Source organism: Microvirga roseola (assembly GCF_020866965.1).
Classification (GTDB): domain Bacteria; phylum Pseudomonadota; class Alphaproteobacteria; order Rhizobiales; family Beijerinckiaceae; genus Microvirga; species Microvirga roseola.
Genome location: NZ_JAJATX010000013.1, coordinates 1 through 19483 on the forward strand (window position 1 = coordinate 1; position 19483 = coordinate 19483).

Annotated in this window: 17 protein-coding genes; 5 read left to right on the forward strand and 12 right to left on the reverse strand. The window is 64.0% G+C overall.

Translation table 11 applies throughout. The features are described 5' to 3' along the window. Positions 1-37: 37 nt before the first annotated feature. The 4 genes from LG661_RS10280 to cysS all read right to left on the reverse strand — a co-directional run bounded on the left by LG661_RS10280 (position 38) and on the right by cysS (position 4716). Positions 38-805, reverse strand: coding sequence for a hypothetical protein (locus tag LG661_RS10280; protein WP_230531792.1), 768 nt, complete (start codon positions 803-805; stop codon positions 38-40). A 100-nt stretch (positions 806-905) separates the two neighbouring features. Continuing rightward, on the reverse strand, positions 906-2501 hold the full coding sequence (gene cimA, locus LG661_RS10285; RefSeq protein ID WP_230531793.1) for a citramalate synthase: 1596 nt from the start codon (positions 2499-2501) through the stop codon (positions 906-908). Continuing rightward, positions 2498-3007, reverse strand: a complete 510-nt coding sequence (locus LG661_RS10290) for a GNAT family N-acetyltransferase (RefSeq protein WP_230531794.1) — start codon at positions 3005-3007, stop codon at positions 2498-2500. Before LG661_RS10290 ends, cimA begins: the two co-directional genes overlap by 4 nt. Next, complete coding sequence (cysS, locus tag LG661_RS10295) at positions 3007-4716, reverse strand: cysteine--tRNA ligase (protein WP_230531795.1); 1710 nt, start codon at positions 4714-4716, stop codon at positions 3007-3009. Before cysS ends, LG661_RS10290 begins: the two co-directional genes overlap by 1 nt. Before the next feature lie 292 nt (positions 4717-5008). Between cysS and LG661_RS10300 the strand changes: the two genes are divergently transcribed. Continuing rightward, on the forward strand, positions 5009-5332 hold the full coding sequence (locus LG661_RS10300; protein ID WP_230531796.1) for a hypothetical protein: 324 nt from the start codon (positions 5009-5011) through the stop codon (positions 5330-5332). A 52-nt stretch (positions 5333-5384) separates the two neighbouring features. On the opposite strand, the gene LG661_RS10305 is transcribed toward LG661_RS10300, so the two are convergent. Together LG661_RS10305 and LG661_RS10310 are read right to left on the reverse strand one after the other, a co-directional pair. Further along, a complete protein-coding gene (locus LG661_RS10305) occupies positions 5385-5891 on the reverse strand; it encodes a CreA family protein (RefSeq protein WP_230531797.1) in 507 nt (168 codons plus the stop codon). Positions 5892-5954: 63 nt separating this feature from the next. Next, positions 5955-6338 (reverse strand): VOC family protein, encoded by a 384-nt coding sequence (locus LG661_RS10310; protein ID WP_230531798.1) that lies wholly within the window; start codon positions 6336-6338, stop codon positions 5955-5957. A gap of 155 nt (positions 6339-6493) precedes the next feature. Here LG661_RS10310 and LG661_RS10315 point away from each other — a divergent pair, with 155 nt between their 5' ends. The 3 genes from LG661_RS10315 to LG661_RS10325 all read left to right on the forward strand — a co-directional run bounded on the left by LG661_RS10315 (position 6494) and on the right by LG661_RS10325 (position 9437). After that, complete coding sequence (locus LG661_RS10315) at positions 6494-7609, forward strand: DUF2865 domain-containing protein (protein ID WP_230531799.1); 1116 nt, start codon at positions 6494-6496, stop codon at positions 7607-7609. Between the two features lie 98 nt (positions 7610-7707). Further along, on the forward strand, positions 7708-8679 hold the full coding sequence (locus LG661_RS10320) for an ABC transporter ATP-binding protein (protein WP_230531800.1): 972 nt from the start codon (positions 7708-7710) through the stop codon (positions 8677-8679). After that, positions 8676-9437, forward strand: coding sequence for an ABC transporter permease (locus LG661_RS10325; protein ID WP_230531801.1), 762 nt, complete (start codon positions 8676-8678; stop codon positions 9435-9437). The genes LG661_RS10320 and LG661_RS10325 overlap by 4 nt, the downstream gene beginning before the upstream one ends. 131 nt (positions 9438-9568) lie before the next feature. Here the strand turns inward: LG661_RS10325 and gltX are convergent, their stop codons facing one another. Beyond that, complete coding sequence (gene gltX / locus LG661_RS10330) at positions 9569-10909, reverse strand: glutamate--tRNA ligase (RefSeq protein ID WP_230531802.1); 1341 nt, start codon at positions 10907-10909, stop codon at positions 9569-9571. Between the two features lie 157 nt (positions 10910-11066). Next, positions 11067-12800, reverse strand: a complete 1734-nt coding sequence (locus LG661_RS10335) for an NAD+ synthase (protein WP_230531803.1) — start codon at positions 12798-12800, stop codon at positions 11067-11069. 379 nt (positions 12801-13179) lie between these two features. On the opposite strand from LG661_RS10335, the gene LG661_RS10340 reads away from it, so the two are divergent. Then, the gene (locus LG661_RS10340; protein WP_230531804.1) at positions 13180-13752 is read left to right on the forward strand and encodes a DUF1440 domain-containing protein; all 573 of its coding nucleotides are present in this window, start codon (positions 13180-13182) and stop codon (positions 13750-13752) included. Between the two features lie 90 nt (positions 13753-13842). Here the strand turns inward: LG661_RS10340 and LG661_RS10345 are convergent, their stop codons facing one another. The 4 genes from LG661_RS10345 to LG661_RS10360 all read right to left on the reverse strand — a co-directional run bounded on the left by LG661_RS10345 (position 13843) and on the right by LG661_RS10360 (position 19385). Further along, positions 13843-15228, reverse strand: a complete 1386-nt coding sequence (locus LG661_RS10345) for a class II 3-deoxy-7-phosphoheptulonate synthase (protein WP_230531805.1) — start codon at positions 15226-15228, stop codon at positions 13843-13845. Positions 15229-15362: 134 nt separating this feature from the next. Beyond that, complete coding sequence (locus LG661_RS10350) at positions 15363-16469, reverse strand: GSU2403 family nucleotidyltransferase fold protein (protein ID WP_230531806.1); 1107 nt, start codon at positions 16467-16469, stop codon at positions 15363-15365. 280 nt (positions 16470-16749) lie between these two features. Next, positions 16750-18135 (reverse strand): glutathione-disulfide reductase, encoded by a 1386-nt coding sequence (gene gor / locus LG661_RS10355; RefSeq protein WP_230531807.1) that lies wholly within the window; start codon positions 18133-18135, stop codon positions 16750-16752. Further along, positions 18132-19385 (reverse strand): O-antigen ligase family protein, encoded by a 1254-nt coding sequence (locus LG661_RS10360; protein ID WP_230531808.1) that lies wholly within the window; start codon positions 19383-19385, stop codon positions 18132-18134. Before LG661_RS10360 ends, gor begins: the two co-directional genes overlap by 4 nt. Between the last annotated feature and the right edge of the window lie 98 nt (positions 19386-19483).

Genomic DNA, 19483 nt, shown 5'->3' on the forward strand with positions numbered 1-19483 from the left:
TCACCCTCGGCTCACTGATGAAAGTGCCAAAGTAGTGCTAAGGCCTGTTCTCGATCATCTCGGCGGCCACTTCGGCGCCGGAGACCAGGACAAGGCTGCCGTCCCGAAGCTCGTAGACGACGGTTCCATCGACCGGGCTCCCGTCGCCGCGCGTGCCGGTGTAGTGGACGATCAGCCGGTCGCCATCCACGCGCCACCGCCCTTCGACCTCCCTGCAGGGCAACTCGTCATCGACGACCGCGCCACAATTGCTGTCTCCACCCGGGATGCCGCCATCGGGACCGACGGCCAGCATCTGCCCATCCTGGATCAGGAATGGGACCATGACGCTCGAGCTATAGCCCTGGAAAGTCCCGCCGCCCTCGACCATGAGGCCGTGCTGAGCGCCAAGGCGGAATGGCTCGATTGAGGCGAGATCGCCGAAGGTCCCGATTTGGACGAAGCTATCATGCCGGCTGACGGGCGTGAGCGTGCTTCCGTCCCGCTTGAGAAAGACCGCACTCACGTCGGCGGCACATCCATGGCAGGCCGTGCCGGGCACCTGCGCCAGCGTGATCAAGACAACGGCATCGTCATAGGGGATGGCGCGGTAAGGATAGATGCACGGCTGGTTGAGAGACCGCCGCGTACGCCCCCTGCGCTCTCGGGTCTCCGGATAGGCGGCCCTGACGGCGCTTCGAAGCAGGGGATCGGCCGCAAGGATCTCTGACGCGCCGGGACAGAGCGGCAGCGCCTCTTCTGCAGAAAGCGCAACTTGCGGGGCCGCCAGAGCGATGATTGCTGCGAGTATCAACCTCTTGTGCATCGGGCGCCCCTCCCCGCTGATCTTATCGGATGCCGACAGATGCCCGGTATAACATTATTCCGGCATTTCGGCGGCATCGGCCATGAGGGCGCAAGGCTGCTTACAGGGACGCCCCGCTCTTCAGAAGCTTGTAGATCATGGAATCCGTGAGCGCCTGGAACGAGGCGTCGATGATGTTGGAGGAGACGCCGATGGTGGTCCAGCGCTCGCCCGAACCGTCGGCGAACTCGATCAGAACGCGCGTCACCGCATCCGAGCCGCCCTGGTAGATGCGGACTTTGTAGTCCACCAGCTCCAGATCCTGGATCAAGTGCTGGTACTTGCCGAGGTCCTTGCGCAGCGCAACGTCGAGCGCGTTGACCGGGCCGTTTCCTTCGGCGGCGGAGATGTGCACGTCGTCGCCCACCCGCACCTTCACGATGGCTTCCGAGGCCGTCACGAGTTCGCCGACCGCATTGAAGCGGCGCTCCACGTTGACCGAAAAGCGCTCCACGTCGAAGAAGGCGGGAACCTCGCCGAGCATGCGCTTGATCAGCACATAGAAGGAGGCGTCGGCTCCTTCGAAGGCGAATCCCTCCGCCTCCTTGCGCTTCACCTCGTCGAGCACGCGGGCGATGCGCGGATCGCCCTTTTCCAGCTCGAAGCCGCAGCGCTTCAGCTCCGCCCAGATGTTCGATTGCCCGCCCTGGTCGGACACCAGAACCTTGCGCGCATTGCCGACGACTTCCGGCTCCACATGCTCATACGTGCGCGGATCCTTGAGCACGGCGGAGGCGTGAATGCCGGCCTTCGTGGCGAAGGCGCTCGAGCCCACGAAGGGCGCGTGGCGGTTCGGCTGGCGGTTGAGGATCTCGTCCACCTGCCGCGAGACGTGGGTGAGCTGGGAAAGCGTTTCGTCCGTCACGCCCAGATCGAAGCGGGAGGCATAGCCGTCCTTCAGCTTCAGTGCACCGATGAGGGTGACGAGATTGGCGTTGCCGCAGCGCTCACCGAGACCGTTCAGCGTACCCTGGATGTGGCGTGCGCCCGCCTCGACGGCGGCGAGCGAATTGGCGACCGCGCAGCCGCAATCGTCATGGGCGTGGATGCCGAGATGGGCTCCCGGCACCACCGTCGTGACGGTCGTCACGATTTCGGTCACCTCGTGGGGGAGCGTGCCGCCATTGGTGTCGCAGAGCACCACACAGCGCGCACCGGATTCGTAAGCCGCCTTCGCGCAGGCGAGCGCATACTCGGGATTGGCTTTGTAGCCGTCGAAGAAGTGCTCGCAATCGATGATGACCTCGCGGCCCTTTGCGCGCGCCGCCTCGACGCTGTCGCGGATCCCGGCGAGGTTTTCCTCCGGCGTCGTCTCCAGGGCCACACGGACATGGTAGTCCCAGGACTTGGCGACGAAACAGATGGCATCGGCCTGCGCCTCCAGCAGCGCCGCGACGCCGGGATCGTTCGAGACGGAGCGGCCTGCCCGTTTCGTCATGCCGAAGGCGGTGAACTTGGCGTTCTTCGTCCGCTTCTCGGCAAAGAAGGTCGTGTCGAGCGGGTTCGCGCCCGGATAGCCGCCCTCGACATAGTCGATGCCGAGCTTGTCGAGGAGCGCCGCGATGGCGCGCTTGTCCTCGAGCGAGAAATCCACACCCGTAGTCTGCGCGCCGTCGCGCAGGGTCGTATCGAAGAGATAGATGCGCTCGCGGGTCATGACGACATCGTCCTGTCTGCGGGCGGGGGCAGGCGCTTTTCCATCGTGGTGGTGCCGAGCCACTCATCGCCGAGCGGCATGGTGTTGCGGCGCTGCGGCTGGAAACCGTGCCTCTGGAAGAAGGGCTGGGCGTTATCGCTCACCTCGGCGACAAGGCGCTTGGCGCCGCGCGCGCGCGCAAGCTTCTCGATGGCGTCGTAGAGCATCGTGCCGATCCCCTGCCCTGCCGCTGCGGGATGAACGTAGAAGAGCTCGATCAGCTCGTTGTCCTTCAGCGCGATGAAGCCGACGGGGGAGCCCTCGACGGTTGCGATCAGCGTGAGGCCCTCCGTCAGCTTTCCGGCGAAGGACTCGTCCTCGGCCATGGCGATCCAGGCCTCCTGCTGGCTCTCGCTGTAGTCCTCGCCGGTCAGCTCCGCGATGCTCTCCTCGAAGATGTCGACGAGCAGCGGCAAGTCGGAGGGCAGGAAGGGCCGAAGCCCCGGTTTGGGCATTGCCTGTTCCATCAGCGTGCAACCTCCCAGGTGGTGGTGCCGTCCTTGTTGTCCTTCACCACAACGCTCATCGCCGCAAGCTCGTCGCGGATCCGGTCGGACTCGGCCCAGTTCTTGGCGGCACGGGCCTCCTTGCGACTCTTGTCTAGGCGCAACAGATCGGAGGGGAGTTTGCCCTGCTTCGCAAGCTTTTGAGCAACTTCCTTTAGGTCTCGAACGGTTGTACCGGCCGAGAATTTTTTGAGGAATACGACTGTATCCTTTGCGAGATCGGGCTCTCGTGTCTCGAGATGCTCAGCAATTTGATTGAGTTCAAAGTCGCCGCTCAACCCGAGTACGTTGGGAACCATGCTATCTGGTGACAGACCTTCAGGGCTGATCATGTATGAAAGCTGGATGCGCACCCCAAACGCATTCTGGAAGAATCCCATCATTCTTAATGAGGCGGTTAGAGCTCGCCCACTTTCTTGGTCTCCCTTTACAGCAGCGTCACGTAGTTCAAACAAACGTGCAAAAGCGGCAGGTGTATTGAGATCATCAGCAAGAGCAGCCAAGAAGGCATCATCCGGTGTCGTCGCATTCATGTGCTCACGAACGACATTGCCGAACGAAATCCAAGCTTTGAAGCTCTCCTGAAGGCCTTGGACCGTCCAGTCGATCGGTTGTCTGTAGTGAGTACGCAGCATTGCTATTCGCAGGACTTCGCCCGACCAAGAGCGGCCGCCAAACGTATCTGTTTCCAGCAGCTCATGAATCGTGAAGAAGTTGCCCAGCGACTTGGACATCTTCTCACCTTCCACCTGCAGGAAGCCGTTGTGCATCCAGACATTCGCCATGCGGGGCAAGCCGAAAGCGCAGCAGCTCTGGGCGATCTCGTTCTCGTGGTGCGGGAAGACGAGGTCGATGCCGCCGCCGTGGATGTCGAAGATCTCCCGGGCCGTCGGGTCGGTGCAGGTCAGCCTTGTCTCGAAGGCCTGGACCAGATGCTTCCAGGACATGGCGGAGCATTCGATGTGCCAGCCGGGACGGCCCGGAGTCTCGATGCCGGCAGGCGACGGCCAGGCCGGGTCCTGCGGACCGGACGGCTTCCAGAGCACGAAATCCATCGGGTCGCGTTTGTAGGGTGCGACATCCACCCGTGCCCCGGAGAGCAACTCGTCGAGGGAGCGCTTCGAGAAGGCGCCGTATTGCGGCACCCCGCTGAGCTTCTGCATGGCCGCGACGGAAAAGAGCACATGCTCTTCGGCCACATAGGCCGCACCGCGCTCGATCAGCCGCTCGATGATCATGCGCATCTCGTCGATATGCTCGGTCGCCCGGGGCTCGACGAAGCACGGGTGTTGGCCTTCCTTGTTCACGTCCTCCGGCATGAGGACGCCGAGAGCCCGGATATCGGCGTGGAACTGTTCTTCCGTCTTCTGCGTGACGAGGCGGATCGCCTCGTTGTGCGGCAGATCGGGGAAGTCCCGGACGGCGCGGGCATTAATCTTGTCGTCCACATCCGTGATATTGCGCACATACGTCACGGCTTCCTCACCATAAACATGCCTGAGCAGACGGAAGAGAAGGTCGAAGACGATGATCGGGCGGGCGTTGCCGATATGGGCGTAGTCGTAGACGGTGGGTCCGCAGACGTAGAGGCGCACGTTCTTAGGGTCGATCGGGACGAAAACGTCCTTCGACCGGGTCAACGTGTTGTGGAGCCGAATCTGGACCGCCATGAAACCAAATCCCTGTCAGGCCGCAGGCCGGAGGGTGGTTTCGATCTTGGAATGAGAACGAGACGGCTCCAGCCAGCGAAGTGCGCTAGCCGCAAATAATCCCGGAAACTAGGATTGCTGCCGTGTTCATGACAAAATCAATGCCTCTTCGGCCAGAGCGCGTCAAGTTCCTTCCTTAGGAACTACCTCCAATTTGCAATTGTGCATGAAACGCCAATTAAGCCACAGCGTTAGAGCTTTGTTCACGCCCCAGCGTGACAATGAGGCAAGAGTTCAAACTGTGAGGTCTTCCATGCACCGCGCATTCACCATGCTCGGGTTGGGCACTGCTATCTTCGTCGCGGCCGCATCCCTGGCGCTGCTACCCAACGGCACCCAGGCCTCACCCACCCAGGCGACCTTCCTCGTTCCTGCCGCGGACGGCTATGGCGTCGCGGAATGCCTTATCTCAAACCAGGCATGTGGCCAAGTTGTGGCGGATACCTGGTGCGGGGCTCAAGGCTATGCGCGGGCGATCTCCTTCCGGCAGACCACGCCCGACGAGGTGACCGGTTCGATCCAGAAGGCCTCCTTGGGCCCGAAAGAACCGCCCGTCGCGATCACCTGCGTCAACTGAGGCGGCAACGACTTCTCTGCCCGACAGGGAGGAGAGCCGAAGCGTCCTGAACCTATTCCTTCAGCCACTCCCCGCATTTCGGCGGCGCCTCCGTGCCCCAGGGCATGAGGGGGACCGTGGAGGTCGAGTTCTTGGGCGAGCCCTCGATCGGGCGGTCGGAATAGACCATATAGACCAGGGTATTGCGCTTGGCGTCACAGCCGCGGACGATCTGCATCTTCTTGAAGATGAGCGACCGGCGCTCACTGAACACCACGTCGCCCTGGCCGAACTTCTGCTTGAACCGCACCGGCCCGACCTGACGGCAGGCGAGCGAGATGTCCGAAACCTCCTCGGCCACTCCAAAGGTGCCGGAGAGGCCTCCCCGCTCCGGCGTCGTGTAGTGGCAGGCCACCCCCTCCACGAGCGGATCGTCGATCCCATAGATCGCGAGCTTGTCGTCCGGCGTCAGGGCGCGCCAGACTGTCGACTTCTTGAAGATCAGGTCCGGCTCCTGGGCCGCAACGCCGGAGGCGGCGGCCAGGGTAACTGTCAGGGCCAAGGCGATTCTTGAAAGCATCTTTGGGCTCGTCTCACACTGTTACGCTGTCATGTGGGGATGGTTTCTGCCTTTGACGAGGGTCTACTCAGGCTCGTGGCAGACGATGCAGATTTTGTTGCCGTCGAGATCCCGGAAATAAGCGCCGTAGAAGTTTGGATGATAATGCGGGCGGAGGCCCGGCCCGCCCTCATCCGCCCCGCCCTGCTCCAGCGCTGCCGCATGGCAGGCATCGACGATGCTCCGCCTCGAAGCGAGCAGCGCCACCATGGACCCGTTGCCGGCGCTTGGCGCCTCCCCGTTGACGGGTCGCACCACAAAAAACCGGGGTGGTTGACCGGGTGCTCCCCAGCCGAGATAGGTCTCGTCCGAGTACCTCACCTCGAGCCCGAGCGGCGCGAAAACCGCCTGATAGAAGCCTCGGGCCCGGGCGAGATCATTGGCTCCAAGGGTCGTATGAGAGTACATGCAGGACCTCTCCGCCGGACTTGCTGTGACAAAGAAGCTAGACAGCTTCCCCTGGAGCGGGCAAGGCGCTAATCACATTAGGGACAAATTCGGGCGTCACATGACGGGCCAGCTTGGCACACGGCGCCCAACGAACCGGTTCTGCGATCAGCTTTATGACAAAGACATTCTTCCTCCGCTCCCTCCTGGCCATGACGGCCTTTCTGGCCGCAGGCCAGGCGGCTCTGGCCCAGTCGCCCGAGTGCCAGCGCTTCCGCGCCGAGCTGGCCTCCCTCGACAGGAGCGGCGGCGGAGCGCCGACGGCGGCGATGCAGGCCCAGCGCGCCGAGATCAACCGCCTGATCGGCTATTACCGCTCCATCGGCTGCGAGCGCGGCCCTCTCGGCTTCCTGGCCGGCCCTCCTCCGGCCGAATGTCCCACCATCGCCCGGCAGATCCGTCAGCTTGAGGCGGGCTACGGGCGCCTGGCCGCACAGGGCATCGATCCCGCCCAGGTCGAGTTCCGCCGCCGGCAGCTCATTGCCGCCGTCCAGCAGACCTGCGCGGCCGAGCAGCCGCGCGGCTTCTTCGAATCGCTCTTCGGACCTCCGCGCGGCCAGCCGCAGGAGATCATGCCCGAGGGCCAGCCGATCATTGACGAGCAGCAGGCTCTCGGCGGCGGCCGCCTGATCTGCGTGAGGACCTGCGACGGGTCTTTCTTCCCGCTGAGCAACGCACCCGGCGGGCGTCAGGGCGCTGACGAGATGTGCCAGTCCCTCTGCCCGGGTACGGAGACCCGAGCCTTCGCCTATCCGGGCGGAGACGACGGCCTCAGCCGGGCGATTTCGGTCTCCAGCAACCAGCCCTACACGTCGCTCCAGAACGCCTTCAAGTTCCGCAAGACCTTCGACGAGAGCTGCGCCTGCAAGAAGCCGAACGAAAGCTGGGCCGTGGTGCTGCGCCGGGCCGAGAGCATGCTCGACCAGCGCAAGGGCGATATCCTCGTAACCGCCGAGAAGGCCGAGGAGCTGTCGCGCCCCAAGGCCCAGCAGGCGCGCAAGGCCGTCGACAAGAAGGCCGAGGAAGAGGCCAAGGAAGCCGCCGAGGCCGGAGCCTCCGCGCCCACGGCAAGCCAGGAATCGGCTGGCATCGGCCCGCAATCCATCGAGAACGGGGCGGTCGTGACCCTGGACGAAGGACCGAAGCAGGAGGTCGTGACCGGCGACGGCCAGAAACGAGCCGTCCGCGTGATCGCGCCCAACCTGATTCCGGTGCCGGTTCCACAGAACTGAGCGTTCGACACGCTACCGGTGTCGCGGGCCCTCAGGGGCCCGCAGCCACTTTGAAGGGGTGATTTCAGCCCGCGCCCCGTCGTGCTATCACCCCCGGCATGAAGCTGCTCGATTCTCTAGAGACGCCCCGCCGCTCAAGCGCTTCGGACCCGATCATTTCGGTCTCGGGCCTGTCCAAGACCTATGCCTCGGGCTTCCAGGCCCTTGGGAATGTGGACCTCGACATCCGCCGCGGCGAGATCTTCGCCCTCCTGGGTCCCAACGGGGCCGGTAAGACGAGCCTGATCAGCATCATCTGCGGGATCGTCAACCCCAGCACGGGGCGTGTCCTCGCCGACGGCCACGACATCGTCCGGGACTACCGCGCCGCCCGCACCATCATCGGCCTCGTCCCGCAGGAGCTGACGACGGACGCCTTCGAGACCGTATGGGCTACCGTGAACTTCAGCCGCGGTCTCTTCGGCAAGCCGCGCAATCCGGCCTATATCGAAAAAATCCTGAAGGACCTCTCCCTCTGGGAGAAGAAGGACAGCAAGATCATGACCCTGTCGGGGGGCATGAAGCGCCGGGTGATGATCGCCAAGGCCCTGTCTCACGAGCCCAAGATCCTGTTCCTCGACGAGCCCACAGCTGGCGTCGACGTGGAGCTCAGGCGGGACATGTGGGAGATGGTCCGCCGCTTGCGAGAAAGCGGTGTCACGATCATCCTGACGACCCATTACATCGAGGAGGCCGAGGAGATGGCCGACCGGATCGGGGTGATCAGCAAGGGTGAGATCATTCTGGTCGAAGACAAGGATGTGCTGATGCAGAAGCTCGGCAAGAAACAATTGACCCTGCATCTGCAAAGCCCGCTCCGGGCGCTGCCGCCGGACCTTCGATCCGACAACCTCCTCCTTTCGGAAGACGGCTCGGAGTTGGTCTACACCTTCGACACGCAGAGCGACGAGACCGGCATTGCTGGCCTCCTGCGCGCCTTGAGCAAGCACGGCATCGACTTCAAGGACCTCCAGACCAAGGAGAGTTCGCTCGAGGAGATCTTCGTCAGTCTCGTCCGGGGGCGGCCATGAACGTCTACGCCATCAAGGCCATCTACCTTTTCGAGATGGCGCGCACCTGGCGTACGCTGATGCAGAGCATCGCCTCGCCCGTGCTCTCGACCTCGCTCTATTTCATTGTCTTTGGCGCCGCTATCGGTTCGCGCATGGCGAGCATCGAAGGGGTGAGCTACGGCGCCTTCATCGTGCCGGGCCTGATCATGCTCTCGATCCTGACGGAGAGCATTTCCAATGCCTCCTTCGGCATCTACATGCCGAAATTCACCGGCACCATCTACGAACTCCTCTCCGCTCCGATCTCCGCGCTGGAGACCGTGATCGGCTATGTGGGGGCGGCCGCCACCAAGTCGATCATCATCGGCACGATCATCCTGATCACGGCGCGGCTCTTCGTCGATTTCTCCATCGAGCATCCGTTCTGGATGATCACCTTCCTGATCCTGACCTCGATCACCTTCAGCCTTTTCGGCTTCATCATCGGCATATGGGCGGACAGCTTCCAGAAGCTGCAGGTCGTACCGCTGATGATCGTGACCCCGCTGGCCTTCCTCGGCGGGAGCTTCTACTCGATCAGCATGCTCCCGCCCTTCTGGCAGAAGGTCGCCCTGTTCAACCCGGTGGTCTATCTCGTCAGCGGCTTCCGCTGGAGCTTCTATGGGGTCGCCGATGTGGATGTGGGCGTCAGCCTCGGCATGACCTTCCTGTTCCTGCTGGCGTGCCTCGCAGGCGTCTGGTGGATCTTCCGGACGGGCTACAGGATCAAGGCGTAAGCAACCTGCTCGCCTATCCTGAGGGGGCCGCGAAAGCGGCGTCTCGAAGGATGCTCCCGTGCGCTCTGGAAGCGCCCTCGTCCTTCGAGACGGACCTGATGGCTCTCCGCAGGATGAGGGCTTACGTTTTTCTACGCCGCCTGTCCCGACAGTCTCGCCCGCGCCCGCTCCGGCCCGATCAGCGGCAGGAGCGCGCCGAGTTCCGGCCCGTGGCCAAGACCGGTAAGCGCGAGGCGCAGCGGCATGAAGAGGGCCTTGCCCTTCACGCCCGTCGCGCCTTTCACGGCTTCGGTCCAGGCTTTCCAGGTGGTCGCGTCCCAGGGTGCCGGCGGCAGAAGACCCGCGGCCGTCTCGACGAAGTCCTTGTCCTCGATGACCGGCGTCACCGGCCCGCGCACGACCTTGGCCCATTCCGCCCCGTCGCGCACCTTGGTGAGGTTGCCCCGAATGGCGTTCCAGAAGGCCTCGCCCGCATCGGCATCGAGTTCGGCGAGCCGCTCGCGAACGGCCTCATAGGGCATCTCGTGGATGAGCCGGGCGTTGAGGTGCTCCAGTTCGCTCTCGTCGAACTTCGCGGGCGCGCGGGAGATATGCGAGAACTCGATGAGCTTCGCGAGTTCGTTCAGATCGGCGATGGGCCGCACGGCCTCCGCCGAGCCCACGAGAACGGCGAGCGAGGCTACCGCCTGCGGTTCGAGCCCCGCTTCCCGCAGGCCCCTGACCGAGAGATGCCCGAGGCGCTTGGAGAGGCCCTCGCCGCTCGCCGTGATCAGCAGGCTGTGATGGGCGAAGGTCGGGGCGTGAGCGCCGAGCGCCTCGAAGATCTGGATCTGCACCGCCGTGTTGGTGACATGGTCCTCGCCCCGGATCACATGGGTGATCCTGAGGTCGATGTCGTCCACCACTGACGGCAGTGTGTAGAGATAGGTCCCGTCCTCGCGCACCAGCACCGGATCGGACAGCGAGCCGCAATCCACATGGCACTCGCCACGCACGAGGTCGTTCCATGCGACGTTCGTGTGGTCGAGGCGGAAGCGCCAATGGGGCCTGCGCCCCTCGGATTCGAGCTTCTGCCTCTCCTCGTCGGAAAGCTTCAGCGCCGCCCGGTCATAGGTCGGCGGCAGGCCGCGAGCGAGCTGCCGCTTGCGGCGAAACTCCAGCTCCTCAGGCGTTTCGTAGCAGGGATAGAGCCTGCCCAGGGCCTTCAGCCGCTCGGCGGCTTCGTCGTACAGATCGAAACGCTCCGACTGGCGAACGATGACATCGGGCGGAATGCCGAGCCAGCGCAGGTCCGCCTCGATGGACTCCGCGTATTCCCGCTTGGACCGCGCCAGATCCGTATCGTCGAGGCGAAGGACGAAGGTGCCCCCCTCCCGCCGCGCAAAAAGCGCGTTCAGCAGGGCGACGCGGGTATTGCCGATGTGGATGTGCCCGGTCGGGGACGGGGCGAAGCGGACGATGGGCTTGGACATGGGCCAACCCTATGACGAAGGGAGCGAAGGCGCGCAAGGGGTGATGGGTCTTGCGGTGTCATTCCCGGCCGGAGCGAAGCAGAGGGGAAGGGAATCTGCGGTGCGTGTGAATGGATCCCCTTCCCGGTCCTACGGACCGCCGGGGATGACAGGTTGCTCAAACATCCATTGACCCGACCCGCGGCTTGCCGGTGGCGCGCTCCAGAGCCTCGTCCTTCTGGTGCGCCACAAGCCCCTGGTCGCGGAAGCGGTTGATGATGGGATAGCGGCGGTCGCGGCCGAAATTCTTGCGCGTGACCTTTACCCCCGGAGCCGACTGGCGGCGCTTGTATTCGGCAATATAGAGCAGGCGCTCCACCTTTTTGACCGTCTCGAGATCGTAGCCCTTGGCGACGATCTCGGAAACACGCAGCTCCTCCTCCACGAGACCCCGCAGGATCTCATCCAGATCCTCGTAAGGCGGCAGCGAATCCTGATCCCTCTGGTTTTCCCGCAACTCGGCGGTGGGGGCCTTGGTCAGGATGTTTTCCGGGATCACGACGCCGTCCGGGCCGCGTGCGCCTTTCGGCTTCCAGCGATTGCGCAACGCCGAGAGGCGGTAGACCTCCATTTTGTAGAGGTCCTTGATGGGGTTGAAGCCTCCGTTCATGTCGCCGTAGATCGTGGCATAGCCCACCGACATCTCCGACTTGTTGCCGGTCGTCACCACCATGGCCCCGAACTTGTTCGAGATCGCCATGAGGATGGTGCCGCGGGCGCGGCTCTGGAGGTTCTCCTCCGTAATGTCGCGTTTCGTGCCGGCGAAAATGTGCTCCAGAGCCGCCTCGAATCCCTCCACCGGCTCCGCGATGGGCAGGATATCGTAGCGCATGCCGAGCGCTCTGGCGCAATCCTCCGCATCCCTCAAGGACTCGCCCGAGGTGTAGCGGTAGGGCAGCATCACGCAATGCACCCTCTGCGCCCCCAGCGCATCCACCGCCATGGCGGCACAGATGGCGGAGTCGATGCCGCCCGAGAGGCCGAGCACCACGCCAGGGAAGCGGTTCTTCTCCACATAGTCGCGAAGGCCCAGAACGCAGGCGGCGTAGTCGGCCTCCTCCCCCTCCTCCACCGTCGCCATGGGAGCCCCGCGGCAGACCCAACCCTCCTCCCCCTTCTCCCAGGTGGTGAGGGCAACAGCCTCCTCGTAGGCGGGCAGCTGGCAGGCGAGCGAGCAATCGGCATTGAGCGCGAAGGAAGCGCCATCGAAGACCAGTTCGTCCTGGCCGCCGACCTGGTTGAGATAGACCAGCGGCAGACCCGTCTCGGTCACGCGGGCGGCGGCGATGTTGAAGCGCTCCTCCGTCTTGCCGCGCCAATAGGGCGAGCCGTTCGGGACGAGCAGCATCTCGGCCCCGGTCTCCGCGAGGCATTCGACCACGTCGCCGGTCCAGATATCCTCGCAGATCGGAATGCCGAGCCGGATGCCGCGGAAATTGACCGGGCCCGGCAGGGGGCCGGGCTCGAAATTCCGCTTCTCGTCGAAGACGCCGTAATTGGGCAGATCCACCTTGTAGCGCACGGAGATCGTGCCGCCATCGAGCAGCGCATAGGCGTTGTAGAGCTCGTTCTCCTCGCGCCAGGGCAGGCCGATCAGCACGCCCGGCCCGCCATCCGCCGTCTCGCGGGCGAGCCGCTCGAGCGCTGCGCGGCAGACATCCTGAAAGGCCGGCTTCAGCACGAGGTCCTCGGCAGGGTATCCTGCGAGGAACTGTTCGGGGAACATCACGAGATCAGCCCCGAGCCTCGCGGCCTCCGCGCGGGCGGTCCGCGCCTTCTCTTCGTTGCCGGCCACATCGCCGACGACGGGGTTGAGCTGCGCGAGGGCGATCTTGAGCGTGTTCTGAGCCATAGCAAGCCGGATTTAGCGCGCCCCCGAGGGCGCAGCAATGCAGAGTACCAGCTTTCCTCCGGCACTTAACGTCAAAAGAGCCAGGAGGATCAGCTCGCGGTTAACGGGTCCGAGCGAGGAACCCGAAACAGCTCAGCTCGTTGTTCCCGCACTTTGAAACGGGAGACGATCATGTTGAAGGGTGGCCTGCTCTGGCTCATTGGCATTCCCCTGCCGATCATCCTCATTCTGTTCTTCCTCGGCTAGCTGAGCTGAGGAAAGCCCGCCCGAGCGGGAGGCTTTGACGAGCCATCACCGTACAGGCTTTCTGGCGCGGCTCGCCGGAACCGACGGAGCGCTGCTTTCTTGATAAGGCAGGCAATGGCTCCGGAGGCTCCTTATGCAGGCTACCGCCACTCTTACATCGGACCTGGCGAAGGGCGCGCTGGCAGGCGCGGCCAGTACCTGGGTTCTGGACCGGGTCGACTGGATGATGGTCGATTATGAGGATCCGAAGGCCTGGCGCAGGACGAGGGACGTCCGCCCGAACCACAAGGATCCTGCGCACAACCTGGTCGATAAAGCGGCGGAGGCGGTCGGCAGCGAGCCCATCCCCCAGCCCAATCCTGCCGGCATCGCCGTCCACTATGCCTTGGGAATAGGCCCTGCCGCCTTCTACGCCACCGTGCGGGACCACATCCCCGGCGGGCCGCTCGGCCGCGGCATCCTGCTGGGACTCGGCATGACCCTGATCGAGGACGAGACCCTCAACCCCGCCATGGGCCTTGCCGCGAAGCCCCAGCGCTATCCCTGGCAGGCCCACGCCCGCAGCGTCGTCGCCCACCTCGTCTATGGGCTTGCGACGGAGGCCATCCTGAGCGTGCTGGATTATCCGCGCGGCCGGGGCAGGAGACGGAGTCACTCTGAGCAGGAAGCCGGCGGACGCGTATCACGGGACCCGAGACGCACGTAGTCTCCACCCGTGTGCGGCAGGCATTTACGCTATGGCTGGAGCTTCGCCGGAAAAGGAAGGGGCGCCCGAAGCGCCCCTTTTTCTCGAACCTTATTCTGCCGCCTCGGCCGTGGGCTGTTCCCGTGACTGGCGCTCGCGCTTGATGAGCTCCGAGGTCAGGAAGGCCATTTCCAGGGCCTGCTCTGCATTGAGGCGCGGGTCGCAATAGGTGTGATAGCGGTCGGAGAGGTCGGCATCCGTGAGCGCCCGGGCGCCGCCGGTGCATTCGGTCACGTTCTTGCCCGTCATCTCCAGGTGGATGCCGCCCGCATGGGTGCCTTCCGCCTGGTGGATGGCGAAGAAGTCCCGGACCTCGCCCATCACCCGCTCGAAGGGCCGGGTCTTGTAGCCCGAGCCCGCCTTGATGGTGTTGCCGTGCATGGGATCGCAGGACCACACCACCGTGCGCCCCTCCTTCTCCACCGCCCGGATCAGGCCCGGCAGATGGTCTCCCACCTTCTCAGCGCCGAAGCGGCAGATCAGGGTGAGGCGGCCCGGCTCGTTTTCCGGGTTGAGCGCATCGATGAGCCGGAGCAGGCCGTCGGGAGCCAGCGACGGGCCGCACTTGAGGCCGATCGGGTTCTTGATGCCGCGCATGTACTCGATATGGGCATGGTCGGGCTGGCGGGTGCGGTCGCCTATCCAGAGCATGTGGCCGGAGGTGGCGTACCAGTCGCCGGTCGTGGAATCGACGCGGGTCATGGCCTCCTCGAAGCCGAGAAGCAGGGCCTCGTGGCTGGTGTAGAAGTCCGTCGTGCGCATCTCGGGATGCGTCTCGGGATCGATCCCGATGGCCCGCAGGAAGTTCAGGCTTTCCGTGATGCGCTCGGCGAGCTCGCTGTAGCGGGAGGATTGCGGGGAATCCTTCACGAAGCCGAGCATCCAGCGGTGGGCGTTCTCGAGATTCGCATAGCCGCCGGTGGCGAAGGCGCGGATCAGGTTCAGCGTCGCGGCCGACTGGCGGTAGGCCATGAGCTGGCGGCGCGGATCGGGAATGCGCGACTCCGGCGTGAAGGCGATATCGTTGATGATGTCGCCGCGGTAGCTCGGCAACTCCACGCCGTCAATGATCTCCGTGCCCGACGAGCGGGGCTTGGCGAACTGCCCGGCCACGCGGCCGACCTTTACCACAGGCGAGCCGCCCGCATAGGTGAGCACCACGGCCATCTGCAGGAAGAGGCGGAAGAAATCGCGGATGTTGTCTGCCGAATGCTCGGCGAAGCTCTCAGCGCAGTCGCCACCCTGGAGCAGGAAAGCCTCGCCCTTGGCGACCTTGGCAAGCGCACGCTTCAGCTTGCGGGCCTCGCCTGCAAAAACCAGCGGGGGAAAGCCGGCGAGCTGCTGCTCGACGCCCTCAAGCGCCTCCAAGTCCGGATAGGCCGGCACCTGCTGGATCGGCTTATTCCGCCAGCTGTCCGGCGTCCACCGCTCGGTCATGACACTGTCCCCCGTGTCTCAAGAAACCTCATCGTGCACCGCAACAAGCGGCACGAAAAGGCACCTATACACGACATATTCAAAAAGGCGAGTGCGGAGAAGGTCGCGACCCGAAAGCGCCTGTCTTCAGAGAATTACGCGTTCTCACCCTCATCCCCATCGAACAACGGCTTTGCCACTTCAAAGACGTCTCGCGGAAGCATGCGCATATCGCTGCTGTCGAACGGCAGATATTGCAGGTAACGGGAAACAATCTTAGCCACAGCGCTCGCCTGAGCAGTATCGCGGCGCCTTTTCGTGGGATCCCGGTCGCTCTGCCGGGACATCCAAAGTTTATGCGCTGCGAACACTCGCGGGTCGCTGGTCACGATCCGAACAGGCGCTCCCTTTTCATCAATCGCAATTGCCTCGAAGGGCGGAGCGTTTTCAAGCCACACCAACCCGTTGATCGGCACGGCAGCAAGCTCGTCCTCTGCGTCTCCAATCTGCACCCGCTCGTTCTGCCAAGGGGGATTGCGCTGCGGCTTGATCAGGTCGACGAGATATCCTTCGCTATTGACCGCACGGAACGTTTGACTTGCTCGTTCAAAGGTTTTGTCGACTTTTCGCAACAGTTCGATCAAGGCCCGCTCAGGGACGTCTTCGCTTGCCACCATCCTAAGCGATACCCTCGCATCGAGCAGCAGATCGATGTCGAGCGTCGTCGTGATGTCCGGATCGACCATGACGCCGGCGACTGCTTCATAAGCATAGATCGCATTCGTGCCGACGATACGGATGCCATTTCCGAGCAGACCGGCCTCATCGAGGCTCCGGATTATCCTTGCTCCGACAAGCGGCACACGTCCCAGCTTGACGGCTCGATTGATAGCCGCTTGCCGAATCATGACCTCACGCATGGATTTGAAGCGATCCTTGGCTTCTACGCGGGCTCTCTCCCAATCGGCCTTTTTCCTTTCCATCTCAGGACTGCGTCGGCCTTCGGACTTTTGGCGGCGGTTTCCCGAGGCATCATAGTGGCTACGAACGAGATACTGCTCGCCCTTAACCTCCTGCCACACGAGCGAGCCTCGGTAGCTCTCAGCCCGCGCCTTGGCGTCACGCCAAGCGGCGAACCGTTGGTCCGAGTTTACCTTCTCCCGCCTTTGATCGTTGTTAAGCTCTTGAAACATGGGCGTTTCAACAATTTTATCGGAATTTAACTTTTCTGTTGAAACAACCGGTAAGCCATGAAAGGCCAAGTTTCAACAAATTTCACATAATACGCAAAAAGTGTTGAAACCGAATTTTCAAACTAGGCGTATTCAGGTCAGCCAACCGCCGCCGGCTTCTTGACGGACGGGCATTCGGGCAGCTCCTTACACCCGCCCTTCGTCCGTCTCGTCCCGGATAGACCTGCTCCTGACCAGATCGCGCAGGCTCAGCTTTCCAGGCAAGATCGATCAGAAAAGTCGAGACGACAAGCGGAATCCACCAGAGCGCGGTCAGAACTTCCCAGGTGAATATGACAACGTCAGCCACTTACCCCACCGCCTGCGGCTGCTTCACCACCACGGGCGTGCGCATGGTCACCAGCTCCTCGGCGGCGGTCGGGTGGACGGCGACAGTGCGGTCGAAATCGGCCTTGGTGGCGCCCATGGTGACGGCGACGCCGGCGAGCTGGATCATCTCTCCCGCATCGTGCCCGACGACGTGGACGCCCACCACCTTGTCGGTGGCCTTGTCGACGATGAGCTTCATGAGGACCCGGTCCTTGCCCCCAGAGAGCGTCGCCTTCATGGGGTGGAAGGCGGTCCGGTAGACGTCGATCTCCCCGAAACGGGCCTTCCCTGCCGTCTCGCTGCAGCCGATCACGCCGATTTCCGGAGTCGAGAAGACCGCCGTCGGGATCAGGTCGTGATCCACGATGGTGGGCTTGTCTCCGAAGACAGTATCCGCAAAGGCATGCCCCTCGCGGATGGCGATGGGGGTGAGATTGGCCCGGTTGGTCACGTCGCCCACGGCATAGATCGAGGGCATGATCGTCTGGGAATAGGCGTCCACCGGGATCGCGCCGACCTCGTCCAACACGATGCCCGCCTTTTCCAGGCCGAGCCCAGCCGTATTGGGCCGTCGCCCGGTGGCGACGAGAACCTGGTCGACCGTGATAACCGACCCGTCGGACAAGGTCGCCGCGATACCGTCATCGGTCCGGTCGAGGCGCGTGAGCGTCTTCTTCAGCGCGAGATTGATTCCGCGCTGGGCATAGGCCTCACCGAGCGCATCCCGCACATCCTCGTCGAAGCCGCGCAGGAGCTTGTCGCCCCGGTGGAGGAGCGTGACCTCGCTGCCGAGGCCGGCGAAGACGCCGGCGAACTCCACCGCGATATAGCCGCCGCCGACGATCATGATACGCTTAGGGAATCTTTCGAGGTGGAAGACCTCGTTAGAGGTGATGCCGAGCTCGCCGCCGGGAATGGCGGGCTCCATGGTCGGGTGGGCGCCGACCGCCACCAGGATATAGCGGGCGCGGATCCGGGCTCCGGTCTCGAGGATGTGGACCGTGTGGGTGTCCTCGATCACGGCGCGGCTGTCGACGATCTCGACGCCGGCCTTTTCGAGGTTGCTCCGGTAGATACCCTCCAGCCGGTCGATCTCCTTGTCCTTGTTGCGGATGAGGGTCGCCCAGTCGAAGCTAGGCTCTCCCACGTTCCAGCCGAAGCCTGCGGCATCGTGGAAATCGTCCGCGAAACGGCTGGCATAGACCATCAGCTTCTTGGGAACGCAGCCACGGATGACACAGGTCCCACCGACCCGGTACTCCTCCGCCACCATGACCCTCGCGCCGTGATTGGCGGCGATACGGGCGGCGCGGACGCCCCCCGATCCTCCACCGATGACGAAGAGGTCTACATCGAACTGGCTCATGATCGGGTCTCCGGTCGGTTTCCTGCGGCTATCATCCATATAGTGGCGCTTCCGAGCGCTGCCGCCCACCAGCCCTGCCAGGCTCCGTGCCCGACGAAGGCGACAGCCGCTGCCCCAGCGATCAGGGCAAGCGCCGCGCTTCTGACCGGCTCGGGCAGCCGGACGACATTGCGCAGCACCAGAAGCAGGACGGCCAGGGCGAGGACGACGCCCACCGCTCCGAGCTCGGCCCAGATCTGGAGCGCCGCATTGTGGGGATGGCCGATGGCCAGCATCGTCTGACGGTCGCTGGGCACCTGCCTGGCAATGGCCGTCCGGTGCATCCGAGGGCTGATCCCGAAGCCGCCTCCCAGAAGCGGCTGCTCCTGAACGACCGCGCCGAAGCTGTTCCAGAGCTCCACCCGCTCCCGCGAGTGCCCCTCCGCCATCCGCTCATGGAAGGAGGCCGGCAGGTAGCTGGTGAGCGGACCGACCAGCGGGGCTCCGGCGGCGGAGAGAACCAGCCCGGCCGCCACGAGAAGGGCGGCAAGCCGCGGCGCGGCCCAGGCGAGGCAGAAGACGAGCAGCGCGACCGCAAGGCCCAGAAGAGCGGCATTGCTGTCGGAAGAGAGCGCTACGCCAGTCAGGAGCAGCACCAGCCCGAGGCTGCAGATCCACCCATGCCGGACATGGCAGATCAGCCAGGCAACGAGCGGTGGCGTCAGCACCACCAAGGCCAGCACCGGGCGGTTGAAAATGAAGCTGTAGGCATTCACCCCCAGGGCCTGCCTCCAGGCCAACCCGGTCCTCAGCTCGAACGTGATCGACAGGCAGGCCGCGACCAAGGCCCCGGCCAGGAGCCAGAAGGCGGCGCGGGTGACGCGCCGCGCCAGGGTCAGGGCAAGAACGAAGGCAGCAGCAAGGGGGAGCACGAACTCGCCAAAGGCGTCGAGAGAGGTGGCCTTGAACTCGCTCCAGCCGATCGAGACGAGGCACCATGCCAGGAAGGCCAGCGCCGCAAGCCCTAAGGGACTCGCCAGGGCGGAGGCGGCCGTGCGCGCAAGCGGGCGCAGCTTGCCTTCCGCTGCAACGGCCCCGAGTGAGAACAGGGCGCCCGCGACGATGAAGACCGGGCTCGACCGGCTGGCGATGGCCATACCGACCGGCATCAGGGCCAGGGCGCCCATGGCCGCGCGCCGCAGGCCGTCGGCCAGACGCAGCCGTGAGGCGGGTAAGGAAGGGCCGGATGTCGCCGCATCGCAAGTACGCATGGCGAGGCTCTTACGCGAAGCTTCAACAACGATAAAGAAGCAAGCGCTTGCTCCCTCCCATTTCCGCCTTTACCGTTCGCCGCAGGATACGCTGACCC